The organism is Anaerotignum sp. (assembly GCF_017483025.1).
Classification (GTDB): domain Bacteria; phylum Bacillota; class Clostridia; order Lachnospirales; family Anaerotignaceae; genus Anaerotignum_A.
In genome coordinates this window covers 1-19,009 of record NZ_JAFUMA010000085.1, presented here as the reverse complement: position 1 = coordinate 19,009, position 19,009 = coordinate 1, and the positions used below count along the sequence as shown (strand labels likewise).

At 47.4% G+C, this 19,009-nt stretch carries 11 protein-coding genes and 1 riboswitch; of the genes, 2 read left to right on the top strand and 9 right to left on the bottom strand.

The window, feature by feature from the left end; all coding sequences use genetic code 11:
• Positions 1-8: 8 nt before the first annotated feature.
• Genes purC through IJ369_RS07230 form a run of 3 tightly spaced genes read right to left on the bottom strand, consistent with a single transcriptional unit; the run spans position 9 to position 4,451 of the window.
• On the bottom strand, positions 9-722 hold the full coding sequence (gene purC, locus IJ369_RS07240; protein ID WP_290717651.1) for a phosphoribosylaminoimidazolesuccinocarboxamide synthase: 714 nt from the start codon (positions 720-722) through the stop codon (positions 9-11).
• 18 nt (positions 723-740) lie between these two features.
• Positions 741-2,318 (bottom strand): asparagine synthase B, encoded by a 1,578-nt coding sequence (gene asnB / locus IJ369_RS07235; protein ID WP_290717650.1) that lies wholly within the window; start codon positions 2,316-2,318, stop codon positions 741-743.
• A gap of 33 nt (positions 2,319-2,351) precedes the next feature.
• Positions 2,352-4,451, bottom strand: a complete 2,100-nt coding sequence (locus IJ369_RS07230) for a glutamine synthetase III family protein (protein WP_290717649.1) — start codon at positions 4,449-4,451, stop codon at positions 2,352-2,354.
• Positions 4,452-4,812: 361 nt separating this feature from the next.
• On the opposite strand from IJ369_RS07230, the gene IJ369_RS07225 reads away from it, so the two are divergent.
• A complete protein-coding gene (locus tag IJ369_RS07225) occupies positions 4,813-5,394 on the top strand; it encodes an ANTAR domain-containing response regulator (RefSeq protein WP_330612969.1) in 582 nt (193 codons plus the stop codon).
• Between the two features lie 97 nt (positions 5,395-5,491).
• On the opposite strand, the gene IJ369_RS07220 is transcribed toward IJ369_RS07225, so the two are convergent.
• Genes IJ369_RS07220 through IJ369_RS07210 form a run of 3 tightly spaced genes read right to left on the bottom strand, consistent with a single transcriptional unit; the run spans position 5,492 to position 12,593 of the window.
• On the bottom strand, positions 5,492-6,553 hold the full coding sequence (locus IJ369_RS07220; protein ID WP_290717647.1) for a flavodoxin family protein: 1,062 nt from the start codon (positions 6,551-6,553) through the stop codon (positions 5,492-5,494).
• Positions 6,550-7,743, bottom strand: coding sequence for a lactate dehydrogenase (locus tag IJ369_RS07215; protein ID WP_290717646.1), 1,194 nt, complete (start codon positions 7,741-7,743; stop codon positions 6,550-6,552). Before IJ369_RS07215 ends, IJ369_RS07220 begins: the two co-directional genes overlap by 4 nt.
• Before the next feature lie 20 nt (positions 7,744-7,763).
• Positions 7,764-12,593, bottom strand: coding sequence for a nicotinate-nicotinamide nucleotide adenylyltransferase (locus IJ369_RS07210; RefSeq protein ID WP_290717645.1), 4,830 nt, complete (start codon positions 12,591-12,593; stop codon positions 7,764-7,766).
• Positions 12,594-13,193: 600 nt separating this feature from the next.
• Here IJ369_RS07210 and IJ369_RS07205 point away from each other — a divergent pair.
• Positions 13,194-14,678, top strand: a complete 1,485-nt coding sequence (locus tag IJ369_RS07205) for a carbon starvation CstA family protein (RefSeq protein ID WP_290717644.1) — start codon at positions 13,194-13,196, stop codon at positions 14,676-14,678.
• Between the two features lie 112 nt (positions 14,679-14,790).
• Here IJ369_RS07205 and IJ369_RS07200 read toward each other — a convergent pair whose 3' ends face one another.
• From IJ369_RS07200 to IJ369_RS07190, 3 genes are all read right to left on the bottom strand, one after another.
• The gene (locus IJ369_RS07200; protein ID WP_290717643.1) at positions 14,791-16,161 is read right to left on the bottom strand and encodes an NAD(P)/FAD-dependent oxidoreductase; all 1,371 of its coding nucleotides are present in this window, start codon (positions 16,159-16,161) and stop codon (positions 14,791-14,793) included.
• Positions 16,162-16,271: 110 nt separating this feature from the next.
• Positions 16,272-16,367, bottom strand: a riboswitch (purine riboswitch).
• A 189-nt stretch (positions 16,368-16,556) separates the two neighbouring features.
• Positions 16,557-17,750 (bottom strand): trans-sulfuration enzyme family protein, encoded by a 1,194-nt coding sequence (locus IJ369_RS07195; RefSeq protein WP_290717642.1) that lies wholly within the window; start codon positions 17,748-17,750, stop codon positions 16,557-16,559.
• Between the two features lie 28 nt (positions 17,751-17,778).
• Positions 17,779-19,009 (bottom strand): O-acetylhomoserine aminocarboxypropyltransferase/cysteine synthase family protein (locus tag IJ369_RS07190; RefSeq protein ID WP_290717641.1); only part of this gene is annotated, 1,231 nt, incomplete at its 5' end.

Here is a 19,009-nt window from a genome sequence, read left to right as displayed (position 1 = left end):
TCATCTCCTTAAATATGCTGCAGAAGACGCTTCATCACTTCGCTGTAAGCATCCTCTACGCCGCCCAGATCTCTGCGGAATCTGTCCTTATCCAGCTTTTCGCCTGTTTTCATGTCCCACAGGCGGCAGGTATCGGGGCTGATCTCATCGGCCAGAACAATGGTACCATCGGCCAGTCTGCCAAATTCCAGTTTAAAATCCACCAACGTTACGCCACATTCCGCCCAGAATTTTTTCAGCTCTTCATTGACGGCAAAGGCATATTTTTCAATGGTGGCGATTTCTTCTTCCGTTGCCAGCTTCATGGCAATGGCGTGGGCTTTATTCAGCAGAGGGTCTCCCAAGTCATCATTTTTGTAGGAAAATTCAATAGTAGGCACATCAAATTTCTGACCTTCTTCCACGCCATATCTCTTAGAGAAAGAGCCTGCGGCGATATTACGGATGATGACTTCCAGAGGCACGATGGAAACTTTCTTTACCAGCGTTTCTCTGTCACTCAGCTCCAGAACGAAATGGGTGGGGATGCCCGCCTTTTCCAGTCTCTGCATCAGCAGATTGCTCATTTTATTATTGATGACGCCTTTGCCAACGATAGTGCCTTTTTTCAGCCCATTGAAAGCTGTGGCATCGTCCTTATAAGATACGATCAGAAAACGAGGATCATCGGTACGATAGACCTTTTTCGCTTTTCCTTCGTAGATTTGTTTTCCTTGTTTCATTTATTTCCGCTTCCTTTCTTATTTGCCGCTATCGCCGTAGTTTGCCAGTACCCTTGCGGAGGGGTCGTCTACGTTACAGCCTTCCCATTCCTTATTGGGCATCCAAAAATCTACAATCATTTTTGCCTGATTCGGATAATATTTTTCAAAAATTTCCCGATACAGCAGAGATTCTTTTGTAAAAGGCTGTGCATGGGAATATTTTTGCCGTTTTTCTTCAAATGCTTCATCGGAATAATAGCTTTCCGCATATTCCTTCAGGTAATCCACCATGGAATGACCCACTGCGTCGGAAAAGGCTGCTTTTTCTCTCCAGAGGATACCTTCGGGAAGGTAATCCCCTTCAAAGGCATGGCGCAGCAGATATTTGCCCTTGCCATATTTATTCAGCTTCAATTCCGGATCGACCGCCATAACGTATTTCACGAAATCCAGATCGCCGAAGGGCACTCTGGCTTCCAGTGCATTGACGGAAATACAACGGTCTGCCCGCAGCACATCATACATATGCAGTTCCCGGATACGCTTTTCCGCTTCCTTCTGGAAGGCCGCCGCATCGGGAGCAAAGTCAGTATATTTATACCCAAATAATTCATCAGATATTTCCCCTGTCAGCAGAACCCGAATATCTGTCTGTTCATGGATTGCTTTACAGATCAGATACATGCCCATGCTGGCGCGGATAGTAGTAATGTCATAAGTCCCAAGCAAATGGATGACTGTTTCCAGAGAGGAAAGGACATCTTCCTTGGTGATAATAATCTCCTGATGGTCGCTGTGGATAAAGTCTGCCACCTGCTTTGCATATTTCAGGTCGATGGCGTCTTCGCTCATGCCAATGGCAAAAGTGCGGATAGGCTTTTCACTTTTCTTTGCCGCAATGGCGCACACCAGAGAGGAATCCAGACCGCCGGAAAGGAGGAAACCCACCTTCGCATCGGCAACCAGTCTTTTTTCTACCCCCGCCACCAGCTTGTCGTGGATGTTTTTACATACCGTTTCCAGATCATCAGAAAGCACCTTTTCCACTTTTGCAATATCGCAGTAGCAGATGAATTCACCGTCCTTATAATAATGACCGGGAGGGAATGGCATGATTTCCTTTACAATATCCACCAGGTTTTTTGGCTCACTGGCAAATACGATGGCGTCTTTTTCATCATAACCATAGTACAAAGGGCGGATACCGATGGGGTCTCTGGCTGCGATATATTCCTGTGTTTCGCCATCATAAAGGATGCAGGCAAATTCCGCATCCAGTTTGGCAAACATCTCCACGCCATATTCCCGATACATAGGCAGCAGGATCTCGCAGTCAGATTCGCTCTGGAAGGTATATTTTTCGGATAACTCGTCTTTCCATTTCTGGAAACCGTAGATTTCCCCATTGCAGACCACATAGCTGCCATCCAGTTCGAAGGGCTGCATGCCGGAGGGCGTCAGCCCCATGATGGATAGACGATGGAACCCCAAAAGGCCATTGCCCGTGTCGATCACACGGCTGTCGTCAGGTCCTCTGGAAATGGTCTGCTGAAAGCCCTTCATAAATAATTCTCTTACTGCTTCTTTGGAACAATACCCCATAATGGAACACATATCTTATCCCTCTTTTCTCTATCAAAAGCCCCCTTACTTCACGCTGAACAACAGGTCGCCGTAAGTAGGGAAAGGCCAGTATTTTTTCGCTGTCACTGTTTCTGCTTCGTCGCAGGCCAGTCTCAATTCACACATTTTCACCAGAACGGTATCTCGTACCATATTGGCTTCTTCCGCAATATCTGCCGCCTCATCCAGCCCCAGCAGTGCTTCTTCCAGGGCATCGGCTGCTTCTGCCATGCGGTCTGTCAGGTCGGAAAGCTTCTTCACCAGATCTGTTTCATATTTGCAGGCCAGGCCTGCATCCAGTGCTTTTTTCGCCGCCGCTGTTTTTGCCAGCTCCAGAGCATAGGCTTCCACTGCGGGAATGATCTCGTTTTTCGCCATATCCACCATAGTATTGGCTTCGATGATGACAGTCTTACTGTAATTTTCCAAAGTGATCTCATATCTGGAACGAATTTCCGCATAGGTGAAAACCTTATGGCCTGTCAGTATATCCACATTCTTCTGATCCAGTACATGGGGAATACAATCGGGTGTGGTACGGTAGTTGCTTAAGCCCCTTGCTTCCGCCTCTTCGATCCATGCATCATCGTAGCCATTGCCGTTGAAAATAATGCGTTTATGGTCTTTGATTGTTTTCTGGATCAAAGCATGGAGGGCTGTTTCAAATTCCCCTGCCTGTTCCAGTTCATCGGCAAAAATCTTCAGGCTTTCTGCCACAGCCGTATTCAGCATAATGTTTGCACAGGAAATGCTGTCGGAAGAACCAACCATACGGAATTCGAATTTATTGCCTGTAAAAGCAAAAGGAGACGTTCTGTTTCTGTCTGTGGTATCTCTGTTGAATCGAGGCAGAACTTTTACCCCCAGCTTCATCTGGGTCTTTTCTGCGCCGTTATAAGGTTCATCTTTTTCGATGGCTTCCAGAATGTCATTCAGTTCATCCCCCAGGAAGATGGATACAATGGCGGGAGGTGCTTCGTTGGCGCCCAGTCGATGGTCATTCCCGGCTGTTGCAACGGATACTCGCAGCAGATCCTGATAGTCGTCCACAGCCTTGATGACTGCGCACAGGAACAACAGGAACTGAGCGTTTTCATAGGGTGTATCCCCGGGAGAAAGCAGGTTCACGCCCTGATCTGTGGAAATAGACCAGTTGTTATGCTTGCCACTGCCATTCACCCCCGCGAAGGGCTTTTCATGGAGCAGGCAAACCAGGCCGTGCTTTGCTGCCACCTTCTGCATGATCTCCATAGTCAGCTGGTTATGGTCTGTGGCTACATTTGTTGTGCTGTAAATTGGCGCCAGTTCATGCTGGGCAGGGGCTACCTCGTTATGCTCTGTTTTCGCCAGGATGCCCAGTTTCCAGAGCTCTTCATTCAGGTCTTCCATATAAGCCGTAACTCTGGGCTTGATAACGCCGAAGTAATGGTCATCCAGTTCCTGACCCTTGGGAGGCTTTGCGCCGAAAAGTGTTCTGCCTGTAAAGCACAGGTCTTTTCGTTTTTCATACATTTCCTTATCGATCAGGAAATATTCCTGTTCCGGGCCAACGGCTGTGCGGATACATTTGACAGTATCATTCCCAAACAGATGCAGGATACGCAAAGCCTGTTTATTCAACGCCTGCATGGAGCGCAGCAAAGGTGTTTTCTTATCCAGGGCTTCCCCGCCATAGGAACAGAAGGCTGTAGGGATGCATAATGTCTTCCCTTTGATAAAGGCACAGGAAGTAGGATCCCACGCCGTGTAGCCTCTGGCTTCAAAAGTGGCTCTCAGCCCGCCGGAAGGGAAAGAAGATGCATCAGGTTCCCCTTTAATCAGTTCCTTGCCGGAAAATTCCATGATAACGCTGCCATTAGGGGCAGGTGTGATAAAGCTGTCATGCTTTTCTGCAGTGATTCCAGTCAGAGGTTGGAACCAGTGGGTGTAATGGGTAGCACCATTGGCAACTGCCCAATCTTTCATTGCAATCGCTACAGCATTGGCTACGCTAAGATCCAGTTTTGCCCCTTCATCGATGGTCTTTTTCAGGGAGGCGTATACATCCGCAGACAGCATCGCCCGCATCACTCTGTCATCAAATACCAAACTGCCAAAATATTCCGGAACGGTTTTCTTCATCATAAAATCCCCTTTCTTTCTTTTGAAAAAGGCAAAGGCATCTTCCCCAATAAATGAGAAAGACGCCTTTGCCTTTGGACGGAATAGTAATATGTTCATAAAGAGAAAAGCGCCTTTGATGGTATGAACCTCAAAGACGCCATTGCCTTTATGCACTGCATCATACACCCATCAAAGACATTTGTCAATAATACACACTATAAGTATTTCTGAGATGAGCTATCATAAATTCTGAATTTACAAAAATTACATCAGAAGCTATACTTTAAGTAATGAGCAAAGGCGTTCATTTTCGTGCAGTTTCTGCACCAAAATGACGCCTTTCCCCATTATTCCCAGCGAAGAACCAAAAGGAGGGGTGACCATGAAAGAACGAATATACAGTGTTCTGATCCTGTCATCATCTGCAACATTTCATGCTGTTCTGAAGTCTCTGCTCCCCCTTCCCGATGATGCGCCCGTCTGCTCCGTTTATACCGTAAATGCGGCTAAAAAGGCCCTCGGAACGAAACAGTTTGATTTCATCATCGTTGATACACCATTATCTGATGCATCGGGCAAGCTTTTTGCCATCGATGCCGCCAAAAGAAAAGAATCCGTGGTCCTGCTCTTCGTAAAGCAGACCCTTCTACCTGAGATTTATGATGAAGTGACAGAACAGGGCATCTTCACCCTGGCAAAGCCTACCTCCAAAGCAGCCATCGCCCAGGCCCTTTCCTGGATGGGCAGCGCAAGAGAGCATCTGCGTCGATTCAAAAATGAGACCCTTGCCATCGAAAAGAAGATTGACGACATCCGCGTCATCAACCGTGCCAAATGGCTCCTCATCAGCGAATTAAAGCTGAGCGAGCCAGACGCCCATCATTATATCGAAAAACAGGCTATGGATCGCTGTATCACCAAACGAAAGATTGCAGAGGATATTATCAAGATGTACTCCCTCTAATATTATCCACATCTTATCTTCTCCTTTACAAAATATAAAACCATAAGTGGATAAAGCAAAAAGGCTCCCGAAATTTGGGAGCTTTTTTGTATCATCTTTATTGCACCAGAACGTGCATCATGTTATCTGCGAAAGCATGGGCTCTTTCCTCGATGCCGTCCACCTTCAATATACTCATAGGATCATTTGCCGTTTCCACCATGGAAAAGTAGGCAGGCAAACGGAAGGTCTTATTCATGCTGAGGGCACTGATGACCTGTTCTGCCACGATATTCCCGCCGCTGTATCCGGAAACCACAATGGCATAGACTGTTTTTTCATAGAAAGCCGTCTTTCGGAATAATGCCGTCAGGCGATTGATGAAAGCCGTGATATTGGCACTGAGGGCATCATTATAATTCGGGCAAAGAAGCACCAGAGCATCGCATTTGAGGATGGCAGGATAGACCTGTTCCGCAATGACCCCGCCATAATAGCAGCTGGATTTTTCGCTGTAGTGCATACACATGCGATAAGGGCAACCGCTGCAATCCTGTATGGTGCCGTTTCTCAGGGAAATTTCCTCAATCTCGCAGTCGTGAAGATTTTCCTTTACCATGTTCCAAAGCTCGGAAGTGTTGGATGTCTTGAAATTGCTGGCATGTAGGACGAGGATATTGGTTTTTTTCTTGGGCCTGGGCTGAAATGCCATGACCCGTTCCAGCATTTCCTTTGCAGCGATATGGTAGGCCGTCAGGTTATCTGTTTCCAGGCGCATGGCCTGTATATTGAAATTCTGGAGAGATTCTGTCCCCTCTACCATGGCTCTGCCGGGGAAAGAACAGCCCGCCTGATTTGCCGTGAACATAAATTCCCGGGCAACGGATTTGGTATAGAGTTCGCTTTCCCCATCGACAATGATGCCGCCCACGCTGCCTTTCAGCATATCCGAATGGGTACGGAGGATCTTCAGAAAGTGGAAATATTCCAGATTGATGCCGGAAATACCCAGAGGGATGGCGAACAAGATCTTCTGATTTTTCAGGGGAACGAATTCCTCTGCATATTTGATGACTGTATATTCGTATTCTTTCAAAATCTCATCCAGCAAAGCATTCAGTCGTTCTGTACGCTTTGCGTCGGCGCATTGAGGATAGACCAGTGTTAGTTTTCCTTTCATAAGATCGCCTCCAGACCTTGATATGCTTTTTCGATACGGGAATATAATGCTGCGGGCAAAGGCAGAGCTTCCATCTCCAGCCCCAATTCTGTGGTGCGGTTTTTGCAGCCCATGTAAACACCGCCCAGGAAATTGGAGCTATAGTGCCACTCCCCACGAAGGGTCAGCAGGATAGAAATTGCCGCAGAGGAAATGGCGGGTGCCACATAGGGCTTGAAACCCAGCTCTCTGGTACGCAGGTTGGCTTCGATGGCCAGGCGGGAAAGTTCTTTGGACAGGGCATCGTCGTAATGCTCGATGCTGTTGGCGATAACCAAGTCTTCCCCATGGGGGCCAAAGGCTCTGCCCTCCGTCAGGAAGGATGCAAATCGTTCGTCCTGCTTTGCGTAATAAGCCGCACGGGCGTTCATCACGCCCAGGCCATAGCCCTGCACCTGTTCCGGCCGCAGGCCTTTGCCATCAAACTGTCCTGCTTCGTCTGCATTGGAAGCCAGAAAAGCCGCCTTGCAAAGGGGGTCTACAGGGTCGGAAACCACTGCGAAAAGCCCTTCGTATTTTTCTATTCTTGCTTTTTTGGCAAAGATGGAAACAATGCCCTTATTGGCTTCATATTGGGCCATACGAACATCCTTTACTTCCGAGCCAACAGGAGGGATGCCCTTGGAGGCGCAGAAGATGAATACATCGCAATCAAAAAGCTCCTCTTCCTTCAGAATGACTACTTCGGGCAATTTGTCATACTCCCAGGGATAAGCTGCCTGATTCAGCTCACTTTCCCACCGTTTACAGACCGCTTCATTCATATCATAAATGCCGATTTGGGAGATACAGTCGCCGCCCAAAAGCTTCAGCGCCATCAGAACGGTGCTGCCCACATCTCCCAAGGCCAAGAGATGTACCTTCTTTTTCGGTTTCTGTTCTTTTTCCAGCCGTTTTTTCCATTCTTCCAAGGTATCATAGGAAAGGTTTACCAGGGTCGCCTGCCCTTTGCCGATGGCTTCTGCAATCGCGGCTTTTTCCGCGGCGGAAAGCATCGCCGCCCTTTTCTCCAAAGCATTGCTGTCCAGCCAACGAAGGTCTTCCTCTTCTGCCATCTGCCCCAAATGGGTCAGGCGGCAATGGCCTTTCGCACCCTCCGCCGGGCGTTCTACAGGAACGAGTATGCCATTTTTCCACGTTTCGACTTTCATATCCATTCCTCCTCGTATCTTCATTTCACAAAATGCTGCAAACGGATGAGCCGCTCGATATCATTCATCATATAGACCGATGCAGAAAGATGTTCTTCATAATGCATGCAGCTGCCCTCATCGGGACATCTGGGAGAGATAACAGCTTCATTCAGTCTCCCCAGTGTTAAACTGCACTCAAAGATGCGCTGATATTCCTCTTCCAACACCTGTAAAATTTCTTTTGTATTTTGCAAGCATGTCATCGACAGATCATAAATAGCTTCCCTGGGGGCATCCTGGATGAATCCGGGCATTACATAGGGCAGCTCCAGATTGACGGAAGGCAGAAGGTTGCCCTGCTGTTCCCCGCCCCGCTCTACGCTGTCCCCGCCGATGAAGGGATACATAGATGTCTCCGTGAACCAGGCCCGCAGAGAGGGAATAAAATACACGCTTTCTGCTTTTCTTCCCTGAATTTCCATCAAGTCTCTGCCCCTGCCGGAAAGAACACCCACGATAATGCGGTCGATCTCTACCTCTTCCTGCTTGAAGATGGGATCTAATTCCCGGATGCGGTAGCCCTTATGGAGCAGATCGTCCACCAGAATGACCGGTCTGCGGAAGGATTTGATGGTTCGCACCTGGCAATCCAAAGGCAGATACTGGGGGAATTCCTTGATGCGGAAGGAACGGATATTCGGACGGAAGGCCTTTTCTGTATGGAGCATTTTCGTCACAGTATTGGGAATGATGATGCCTTTCAATATCTTGCCAAAGGGCACGCACATCTTCTCGCCCAGAGCGCGGACGGGAAGGGTCTCCTTGGGTACATGGTTTGCTTTTGTGATACGTTGGATGAGCTGATTCTGCAGGATGCCTGCATCAAAGGAAATGACCAGTTCGCCGGGGTAAAGCTTTGTCAATGCCTTCTGCAGGCGATGATGGGATTCCTTCAATGTCCGCAACACCCGTTCATTGCCGTTGAAAGGCTCCTTCAGGGCGGTCTGCATATTATGGTAAAGGGTAATCGGATTTTTCATATCCACAACGAAAATCTCCCGTTCCCCCCGATGTTCCAGCGGAACAAAGCCCTGACGCAGCAGGACATCCCTGTGCTTCCGCTCCATTTTGCCGCTGATGGGACTAAAGATGGCATAGGTAAAATCTTCCTCAAGGCATTTCGCCAGAGCTTCTGTCAAAATGACCTGACAAAGACCATCTATCTTAGAATCCTGTCTTGTCCAGCAGGCCGTCAGCAGAACGATCCTGCCGGAGGTATGCTCTCGAATATAAGCCGCGGTATCCATATCGCCAAATTCACCATAAAGTTCCGTTGTGGCCAGCTGGCGATAGATGATGATCGCATCGGGACGTCCTTGCCCCTCATAATCGAACACCACCGTCATACGGCTGCCGGCTTCCGTCAGCGCGGAACGAAGCAGCTCTGCCGCTCCTGCTTCTATGCTGTTTCGCAGGATCTCTGCCCCCTCCACGCCCTGATAATGACCGATCTCCACCGCTTTTGTTTTCAGCAGCTGCTTATACTGGGGTTCTCTGAGATAGAGACTATATTTATAGATATAATTCTGCGCCACAGGGTCGATGAGATTGGAAATATCTCGATTGTGGTCAATGTTTTCACGGATGCGGGTGGAGGAAATATCCTCAAAATAGGCAGGCAGCTTCAGCTCCACCACTTCATTCTGGATACAGCTATAGGCGTTTTCGATTTTTTCCCCGATCTGCTCTGCGCTTTCTCTGCGGAAAAGAATATGGGGGAAGGTCTGGATGGAATCTGCCACAGGCGGCAGCCGATAAGAGGATGCATTCTGTACCACATCACTGCCTGCCACCATATAGACCTCCTTGCCGGGGAACAATGCCCGCAGCCGTCTCAGATCGATAGGATTTGCAATATTCACAGGGATATTTTCCGGGAAAAGGTAGATATTTTCCTCATTGGCAACGGAAATTTCCATGATTTTCCGACGCACCAAATGGGGCTGCGTCTTTTTCGACCAAGAAAATTCATCCAATGCCAGATAAACGATGAAACCCATATCCCGAATCTCTCTGGCGATCTCCTTGTGTCCCAGGGAGAAAGGATCATAGGTGCCGGGGAAAAATGCTACTTTCTTCGGCTCTTCGAAGGAGAAGCCGCCTTTTTCGAAAAGATATCCGCTGAGGAAACGATAGATATGGTTCCAGGTCATGGTGTCATTGAAAAAGGTCAGTTCCGATTTTTCATGCCCTGCGGACAGGGTCACCAGCTTCTTGCTGAGGATAGCAAAGAACTCTTTTTTCTCCTCCATGGAAAGACCTTCCGCGGCAAATAATTCATGGCCTGCCACATAAAAGGCCTCTCGGCTAACATTTTCCTGATAGCTGGAGCAGCCCCGCAGGAGCATGCCCAGCATCTGTTTTTTTCGTGTCTGATAGATTTCTTCCGTTTCGCCAAAGCGCTCTTTATAATCTCCATAGCTGCGTAGCATCACGCCGAGAGTATCCAGAGCAACGCTGGCTACGCGGTCATTGGTACTGATGAGCAGGCGATGCAGATCCAGCAGGAATTCGTCCAGCTCTCTGGGATGCAGATACATAACGAATCTGCCCAGATATTCAGGAATATATTTCGAAAATTCAAAAGCGCCGATCTCCAGCCCCTTCATCAATTCGATGGTGACTTCATTCAGCTGATCCCAGGAAAGGAAGGGGGCCAGGCGCACCAGCGTCTCCCCTGCGAAGTGGCGCACCGTCACTTGTTCGCTGACCTTCAGCAAATTGGAAAGATGGGCTGCTGCATGCAGTTTTGGCATGGACTTGCCCCTGCGGATGCGTTCATACAACAATTCGATATGGATGATCTTCAGTTTCCAGGGCGTTGCCGCCTTCAGGTTATCCAGGAAAATATCGGAAACGACCGCTTCTGCTTCCCAGATACGCTCTGCAGGAAGATAACGGAACCGTTCCAGTCCACGTAGCCTTTCTGCGATGCAATACTGCAAAAATTCCAGAGAAGTATTCCCCTCTGTGGGAACAGAGGCAGCGATGGAAAGGATCTCTTCTTCGAATCCTGCAAATTCCATCCGTTTCAGCACCAGCAAGACTGCCCCGCGGATCTCCGGATGGGGATGACAGGCATAAGCCTTCAGGAAGGAAAGCAGCCTCTTTCTGCCCGCTTCGGAAAGCTCCTGTCGGAGGATATATTCCATGGTATCGATCAGAATAAAGGCAGTCTCCTCTGCCCAGTCGGTCTTTTCATAATAGGCCAGCAGAAGGGAAATATATTTTTCCCCGTCCTTTCTGCGGCAGTTTTCCGCCAGCGTATGCACGACCCTTTTCAGACCATAGCCCAGCCAGCGGCGATGACGGTCTGTCATTTTATGGTCAGGGTTGATGATCAGCTCCAGATATTTTCCCCAAAGGGCAAAGCTGTCCACCTCATCCAGCACCAGAACTGCTCCTGCAGGCAGCTCCTTGGCATATTCGATATCATAACGGGCAATCAACATCCCCAGAAGGTCTGCCGCCTGTCGGCGGATGTCCCCTTCTCTGTGGATCATCAGTTCATACAGGAAGGCGCATACCATCTGCTTCTGCTTCTGGCTCATATAGGTATGGTATTCAGAAAAAATATTCAAATAGGCGCGGGAATCTTTCCAATCCCGCGTACTTCTGGCTGCTTCCAGGGTCTCCCCGAAGGAAACATCTCTGCTCAGCTTATACATCAGTCGGATATTGTGCTCTACCGCCATGTTTTTGAAAACATCCACGGTTTCGCCAATGGTCAGCAGGGCCGGTTCCTTTTCGGAAACAGGCGTCAGGCTTTCTTTCGTCAGGTCTGTATTCACCCCAAGGCTCTCCATGTATGCTTCAAAATCCTGCAGGCGGGAATACACATGGCGATAGCGTTTTTCCTTGGCATCATCCACATTGTCCAGTTTCTCCAGGATAACGCGGAAGGAATCCTCCAGAGAAAAGAACCCCATGATTTCTTTGCCATTCTGATAGCCGTTATTTTTCACCCGAAAATCCGCGTAAATGAGGATCAAAGATTCGACAGGCAGATTTTCCAGTTCCAGATCCCAGGTAGAATGGTTGGCGGCAATAGAGCCGATCTCCGACAGCCCATGGCTGCGGAACCAAAGGTCCGTATAGTAATAATGCAGATAGGGGATTCGTTTCATCTCTATATCCCTGCAGCCGTATTTACCGATATCATGGCCCGCAGCCGACCCGGAAAGCAGACCCAGGTCTACGGGAACGCCCGCCTTTGCCAACTGCCTGCCTACGTGCATGGCTATATGATGCACCCCGGCCACATGGGCCAGTGTATCAAAGGGCATCACTTCTCTGCCAATGCGCATCAGTTCATAGACATATTCCTGTTGGAAGGCTGTCAAAAAGCGAATGTACTGTTCCAGATAAGGGCTGTTCGTCAGTTCCTCTGCTGTGGCAAAGGCAAAATCCCGCGTCCGCTCATGGGGAAGGTGTTCCTTTTCCTCTCTGAGGAAGATCCGCAGAACCTCCAGATAAAGCAGAACAGCACCTTCGGGAATTTCTCCCAATATAATATCTCCTCTGCCGCCATAGATACCTTTGATAATATAGTCATATATATAGGGCAGCCAGCCTTTCCCGGGAGTTTTCCCCGCAATGCTTAGCATCGCATTTTCACATAAAGAAAGTACTGCACCGCAGGAAACTTCCTTCCTATTTAAAGCAGCATCGATGCCCGAAAGCCAGTTCTTCTTTTCCAGCAGAGCCGCCGCATCCTTTTTCTTCAGGGATGCGCGTTTTAAAAAATCCTTGTCGAGTAAAGCCGACTGGATGGTTTTATAGATCACGTTCACTTGCTTATTCCGCATACTTCCGCCTCCCTCTATTTTATCCAATTATAATTTTACGCCATTTTCATTTCAATAGAATTTTATATCATTATCCATATATTTTTCTTATAGTTTTATTCAACTCTCCTTATCTCTTGTTCTGATTTAAGTGCTTTTTGAAAAACAAAAGTAAAATTGCACAAATAATTTAAAATAAAACGAATGGTAAAATTTAACAACCCATTTTTTTGATTTCTGCGAAATTCAATTTTTTACATCATATTCCTGATAAATCATATAAGTCAGGCAAATAAACCCTGGCGAATATTTTAAATTACGCTCCAAATATTAAAAAAAACGCGCTTTTTTATTTGTTTTTTTAATAAATTCGATCAAAAAAAGAAGTTACAATAAAAAATATTAACGTGATTTCAATTTTGAACAAAAAATCGAAACAAAAACTGATAAAACAGAACAAATTTTAGAATCCCCTGAAAAAAACACCAAAAACACAAAAGTCCCCTTGAAAAATACATTTCTGCTCCATAAAATGAGCTCAGGATGATTCCGATATAAAATTCAGATAAAAAATACTCTTTCTGAAGCGCACAGAAAGAGCCAAAGAGGAGGTTAAATTTTATGACAACGTTTTTAATTGGGTTAGCGATTCTATTAATCGGCGGTTTTTTATACGGAAAATTTGTTGAAGGCCTTTTCAAGCCCGATGACAGACAGACCCCCGCCCTCAAATATGAAGACGGCGTAGATTATGTTCCTATGAGCAAATACAAAAATGCTCTGATCAACCTGCTGAATATTGCCGGCACAGGCCCCATCTTTGGGCCTATCCAGGGCATTCTCTTCGGTCCCATCGCATTTATCACCATCCCCATCGGCTGTGTCATCAGCGGTGCGACCCACGACTACCTCAGCGGCATGATGTCACTGAGACAGGATGGCGCCCAGATGCCCGGTATCATGCGTAAATTCCTTGGCAACAAAGTATATCATGTTTACAATATTTTTCTTTGCTTCCTGATGCTGTTGGTTGGCGCCGTATTTACATATACCCCCGGCGACCTTTTCGCGGGACAGATCGTTGGTCTGGATAGCGTCAACATCTGGACATGGGTCATTTATGCAGTGATCCTTGCTTATTACCTGACGGCTACACTGTTCCCTATCGATAAGATCATCGGTCGTATTTATCCTATTTTTGGTGCGATTCTGCTGCTTTCCGCAGTGGGCGTTTTCGGCGGTATCTTCGTAAAAGGCTATGAACTGACAAATCTGGATCTTTCCGGCGGCTTCAAGGGTCTCTTCAATATGTATCCCATGTGGGATGCAGCCGGCAATACAGGCGCAGGCACACCTTTCATCCCTGTATTCTTCGTAACAGTAGCCTGCGGTATCACATCCGGCTTCCATTCTACTCAGTGTACTCTGATCGGCAGAAGTGTTCGTTCTGAAAAAGAAGGTAAATTCACATTCTATTGGATGATGATTCTGGAAGGCCTGATCGCTATGATCTGGGCAGCAGCTGCAATGGGTATCTACAATGCAGGCTCCGTCAGCGGCGCAACTGCAGTCGTTGGTGAAGTAGCAAGAGATATTCTGGGCCCCGTTGGCGGTATCGTTGCTATCCTGGGCGTTATCGTGCTTCCCATCACTTCCGGTGATACAGCCCTTCGTTCCTGCCGTTTGATGGTCGCTGATTATCTGCATATCGATCAGAAAGCAAAGAAAAACCGTGTTCTTGTTACACTGGGACTCTTCATCCCCGTTATCTTCATTCTGGTCTATGCAAAAATGAACGCAGAAGGTTTCAATATCCTTTGGAGATACTTCGCATGGGCAAACCAGACCATCGCCGTATTTGCCTTTGCAGCCATCAGCATTTATCTGGGCGCAAAGAAAGGTGCTCCTAAATTTGCACCTCTGATCTCCCTGATCCCTGGCACCTTCTATCTGTTCATCATTTCTTCCTTCCTGCTGAGCCAGAAGATCGGCTTCGGTCTGTCTCTGCATACCTCTTACATCATTGCCGGTGTATTGTCTGCTATCTATTTCTTCGGCATCCTCCGTGCAGGCAAGAATTACGCAGAAAAGCATACAGAAGAATAAACCTGAACTACCAAAGAGCATATAAAACACAAAAGAAAAACAGCCGGATATATCATCCGGCTGTATTTTTTTGTAATTATATATTTAAAATGAAGCTCGATCACCGGAACGATCATGCTCTGCCGATGATATTTCTTGCAACATAAACCCCGCTGGCAGAAGCATGAGACAGGGAATGGGTGATACCGCTGCCATCACCAATGATATACAGACCCTCATAGGCTGTTTCCAGTTTTTCATCCACAGCTACTTCCATGTTATAGAATTTTACTTCCACGCCATACAGCAGTGTATCATCATTGGCAGTACCGGGAGCAATCTTATCTAGCGCATAGATCATTTCGATGATACCATCCAGGATTCTCTTAGGCAATACCAGGCTCAGATCACCGGGTGTTGCGTTGAGGGTAGGTGTCATAAAGGAATCACCCATACGGTTGGGTGTACTTCTGCGTCCGCGGATCAGATCACCAAAACGCTGCATAATCACACCGCCGCCCAGCATATTACTCAGACGGGCAATGCTTTCGCCATAGCCATTGGAATCCTTGAAGGGTTCAGAAAAATGCTTGGATACCAGCAGTGCGAAGTTTGTATTCTCTGTCTGCTTTGCGGGGTCTTCATAGCTGTGACCATTTACCGTAACGATGCCGTTTGTATTTTCATTTACCACAGCGCCTTTAGGGTTCATGCAGAAGGTACGCACCAAATCGCCGTATTTTTGGGTACGGTAAACAATCTTGCTTTCATAAAGCTCATCTGTCAGGTGAGAAAAAACTTCCGCAGGCAGCTCTACGCGCACACCCAGATCCACACGGTTAGACTTTGTGGAAATATTCATTTCCTTACATACCCGTTCCATCCATTTGCTGCCGATACGGCCAACGGAGATCACGCATTTTTCACAGCTGTAGGCCGCATCTGCACATTTTACTTCATAGCCGCCTTCGATGGACACAACAGTTTCCACAGGTGTATCAAAGAAGAAAGTTACTTTATCCTTCAGTTCTGTATACAGATTTTCCAGAACGATATAGTTGATGTCCGTGCCCAGATGGCGCACGGAAGCATCCAAGAGATGCAGGTCATTCTGGATACAGAGTTTTTTGAATTTTGTGCCTGCAGTAGAGTACAGCTTTGTGCCCTCGCCGCCGTAGCGCATATTGATATCATCTACATAATGCATCAGATCCAATGCCTGTTTTTTGCCAATGTATTCATACAGTGTGCCGCCAAAATCATTCGTAATGTTATATTTGCCATCGGAAAAAGCACCTGCGCCGCCAAAGCCGCTCATGATGGAACAGCTCTTGCAGTGGATACAGCTTTTGATCTTATCCCCATCGATGGGACAGTGCCGTTTTTCCAGAGAATGTCCTGCTTCAAATACTGCCACCTTCAGCGCGGGGTTCAGCTTTGTCAGCTCATATGCAGAAAAAATACCCCCTGGACCTGCGCCAATAATGATCACATCATACTTCATCTTCCGTCCTCCTTGTTTCGCAAACACACATACAACGAAAAAAAGCTGTTTCGCCAAGCTCACCCAACGAAACAGCTGCATAAGATTCCAAAAAAGACTGACCGTTGCATGCAATAAAATAATGTCGTTATAGTTAACTATTCCGGTAGTCTGTAGAAACATTTGCCCAATCGCAAACATATATAACGAATAAAGGATAGCACATATTACTCAGAAAAGCAACTTTTAAACTTCTCACCAGACTCTCAGCAACATGGCTCTCTGTAAAGGCCTCATTGCCGTTATCTTCGCTTCAACGGTTTATCTTATGAAATTTTTGCTGATTTTTTAGCGCGTTAATCCGCGCTTTTCAATAGAAATTCTGTTTTTTGTAAATTTCTTTTCCTGCTTTCTTCTCAAAGCAGTCCTACGCTCTGCAATGCCTGCTCCAGGTCATGGATAATGTCTTCCGCATCCTCGATCCCAACACTGAATCTGAAAAATCCATTATGGAATTCTTCCGGATACAGATACTGACGCTCATCGTCCTCACCAAGAAAAACGATCAGGCTTTCATCATGGCCCAGTGAAACCGCCGATGTGATGACCTTCAGCTGGCTGACAAATCGATTATGGGTATCATGATCGGCCTTCAACCCAAAGGACAACACGCCGCCAAAACCAGGAGACATTTGTTTCTTGGCAATTTCGTGTCCTTTGTGACTTTTCAGGCCCGGATAGGATACAAAGCTGACACAGGGCTGTTTTTCCAGCCATTCTGCCACTTTTTGTGCATTTTCATTATGCTGCCGCATACGAAGGGGAAGCGTCACCGACCCACGCATGATGAGCCATGCGTTGAAAGGACTGATCGTGCCGCCCAGATTGATCTGGGACTGGGCGCGAATAATATCCAGAGCCTTTGTTTTCCCAATAATCGCACCGCCCATGGAATCCCCATGGCCATTGATATATTTCGTCAAACTTTCGATAACAAAATCGGCACCAAGCTCGATGGGTCTCTGATTATAGGGAGAAGCAAAGGTATTATCCACAGAAAGCAGGATACCTCTTTCATGGGCGATCTTTGCCAGCTCCTGAATATCGGAAATAGCAAGGGTGGGGTTCCCGGGGGTCTCAATATGGATCAGCTTTGTATTTGGTCGAATGGCCGCTTTCACTGCTTCCAGATCGGATACATCCACGATAGTCGTTTCCACATGAAATTTTTTATTGAATAGCTCATTCAGCAGACGATAAACTGCAATATAGGTGACGCTGGAAAATACAACATGATCGCCGCTTTCCAGCAATGCGAAAAACAATCCGGACAGTGCAGCCACCCCGCTGGAGAGGACGATACAGTCCTCCCCGCCTTCCAGGGATGCCAGCTTTTCCTGTAAATATTTCTGATTTGTGCCGCCATTTCTTGTATAAAGATTTCCTGCCGCGCTTGACCAGTTCATCGCAGTCGGATCATAGGGCAGCTCATAGCTATTTGCCATTGTAATGGGGCGCTTGATAGCTCCGCTTTCACGATCCACATCATTCCCTGTATGAACAGCCCTTGTCTGGAATCCAAATTCTTTTCCATAGGTTCTTTGCGCCATGATACCATCCCTTCTTTCCTGTTTGCTCTTATTTTACTGCATCAAAGCCGCCCTGCAGGTCTGCGATGATGTCGTCGATATGTTCTGTACCAATGGACAAGCGGATGGTGTTGGGTTTGATGCCCTGGTCCAGCAGCTCTTCTTCTGTCAGCTGGGAATGTGTTGTTGTTGCGGGATGGATAACCAGGCTCTTTACGTCAGCAACGTTTGCCAGCAGGGAGAACAGTTTCAGATTATCGATAAATTTATGCGCTTCTTCCTGACCACCCTTGATTTCGAATGTAAAGATGCTTGCGCCGCCATTAGGGAAGTATTTTTCATACAGGGCATGGTCGGGATGTTCAGGCAGAGAAGGATGGTTCACATTTTCTACCTGAGGATGATTTGCCAAGAATTCGATGACCTTCTTTGTATTTTCTGCATGGCGATCCAGTCTCAAGGACAATGTTTCCACGCCCTGCAGCAGCAGGAATGCATTAAAAGGAGAGATCGTTGCGCCTGTGTCTCTCAGCAGGATCGCTCTTACATAAGTGACAAAGGCCGCGGGGCCTGCTGCATCTACAAAGGATACACCGTGGTAGCTGGGGTTTGCTTCTGCGATGGGTGCATATTTACCGCTTGCCTTCCAGTCGAATTTGCCGGAATCTACGATGATGCCGCCCAGTGTTGTGCCATGGCCGCCAATGAATTTTGTTGCGGAATGAACAACGATATCTGCGCCGTGTTCGATGGGGCGGATCAGATAAGGTGTACCAAATGTATTATCGATAACCAGTGGAAGGCCATGCTTATGAGCGATTTCTGCAATGGCATCAATATCGGGGATATCACTGTTGGGGTTGCCAAGAGTTTCCAGATAGATTGCTTTTGTATTTTCCTGAATTGCACCTTCTACTTCTGCCAGATCATGGGCATCTACGAATGTTGTTGTGATGCCATAGCGAGGCAGTGTATGAGCCAGCAGATTATAGCTGCCGCCATAGATCGTTTTCTGGGCGACGATATGTTCACCGGCTTCTGCCAGTGCCTGAATGGTGTAAGAAATAGCCGCTGCGCCGGATGCCAGCGCCAAGGCTGCTACGCCGCCTTCCAGGGCTGCCAGTCTCTTTTCCAGTACATCCTGGGTGGAGTTTGTCAATCTGCCGTAAATATTGCCGGCATCTGCCAGGCCAAATCTGGCTGCCGCATGGGCGGAATTATGGAAAACATAAGATGTTGTCTGGTAAATGGGCACTGCACGTGCATCTGTTGCGGGGTCT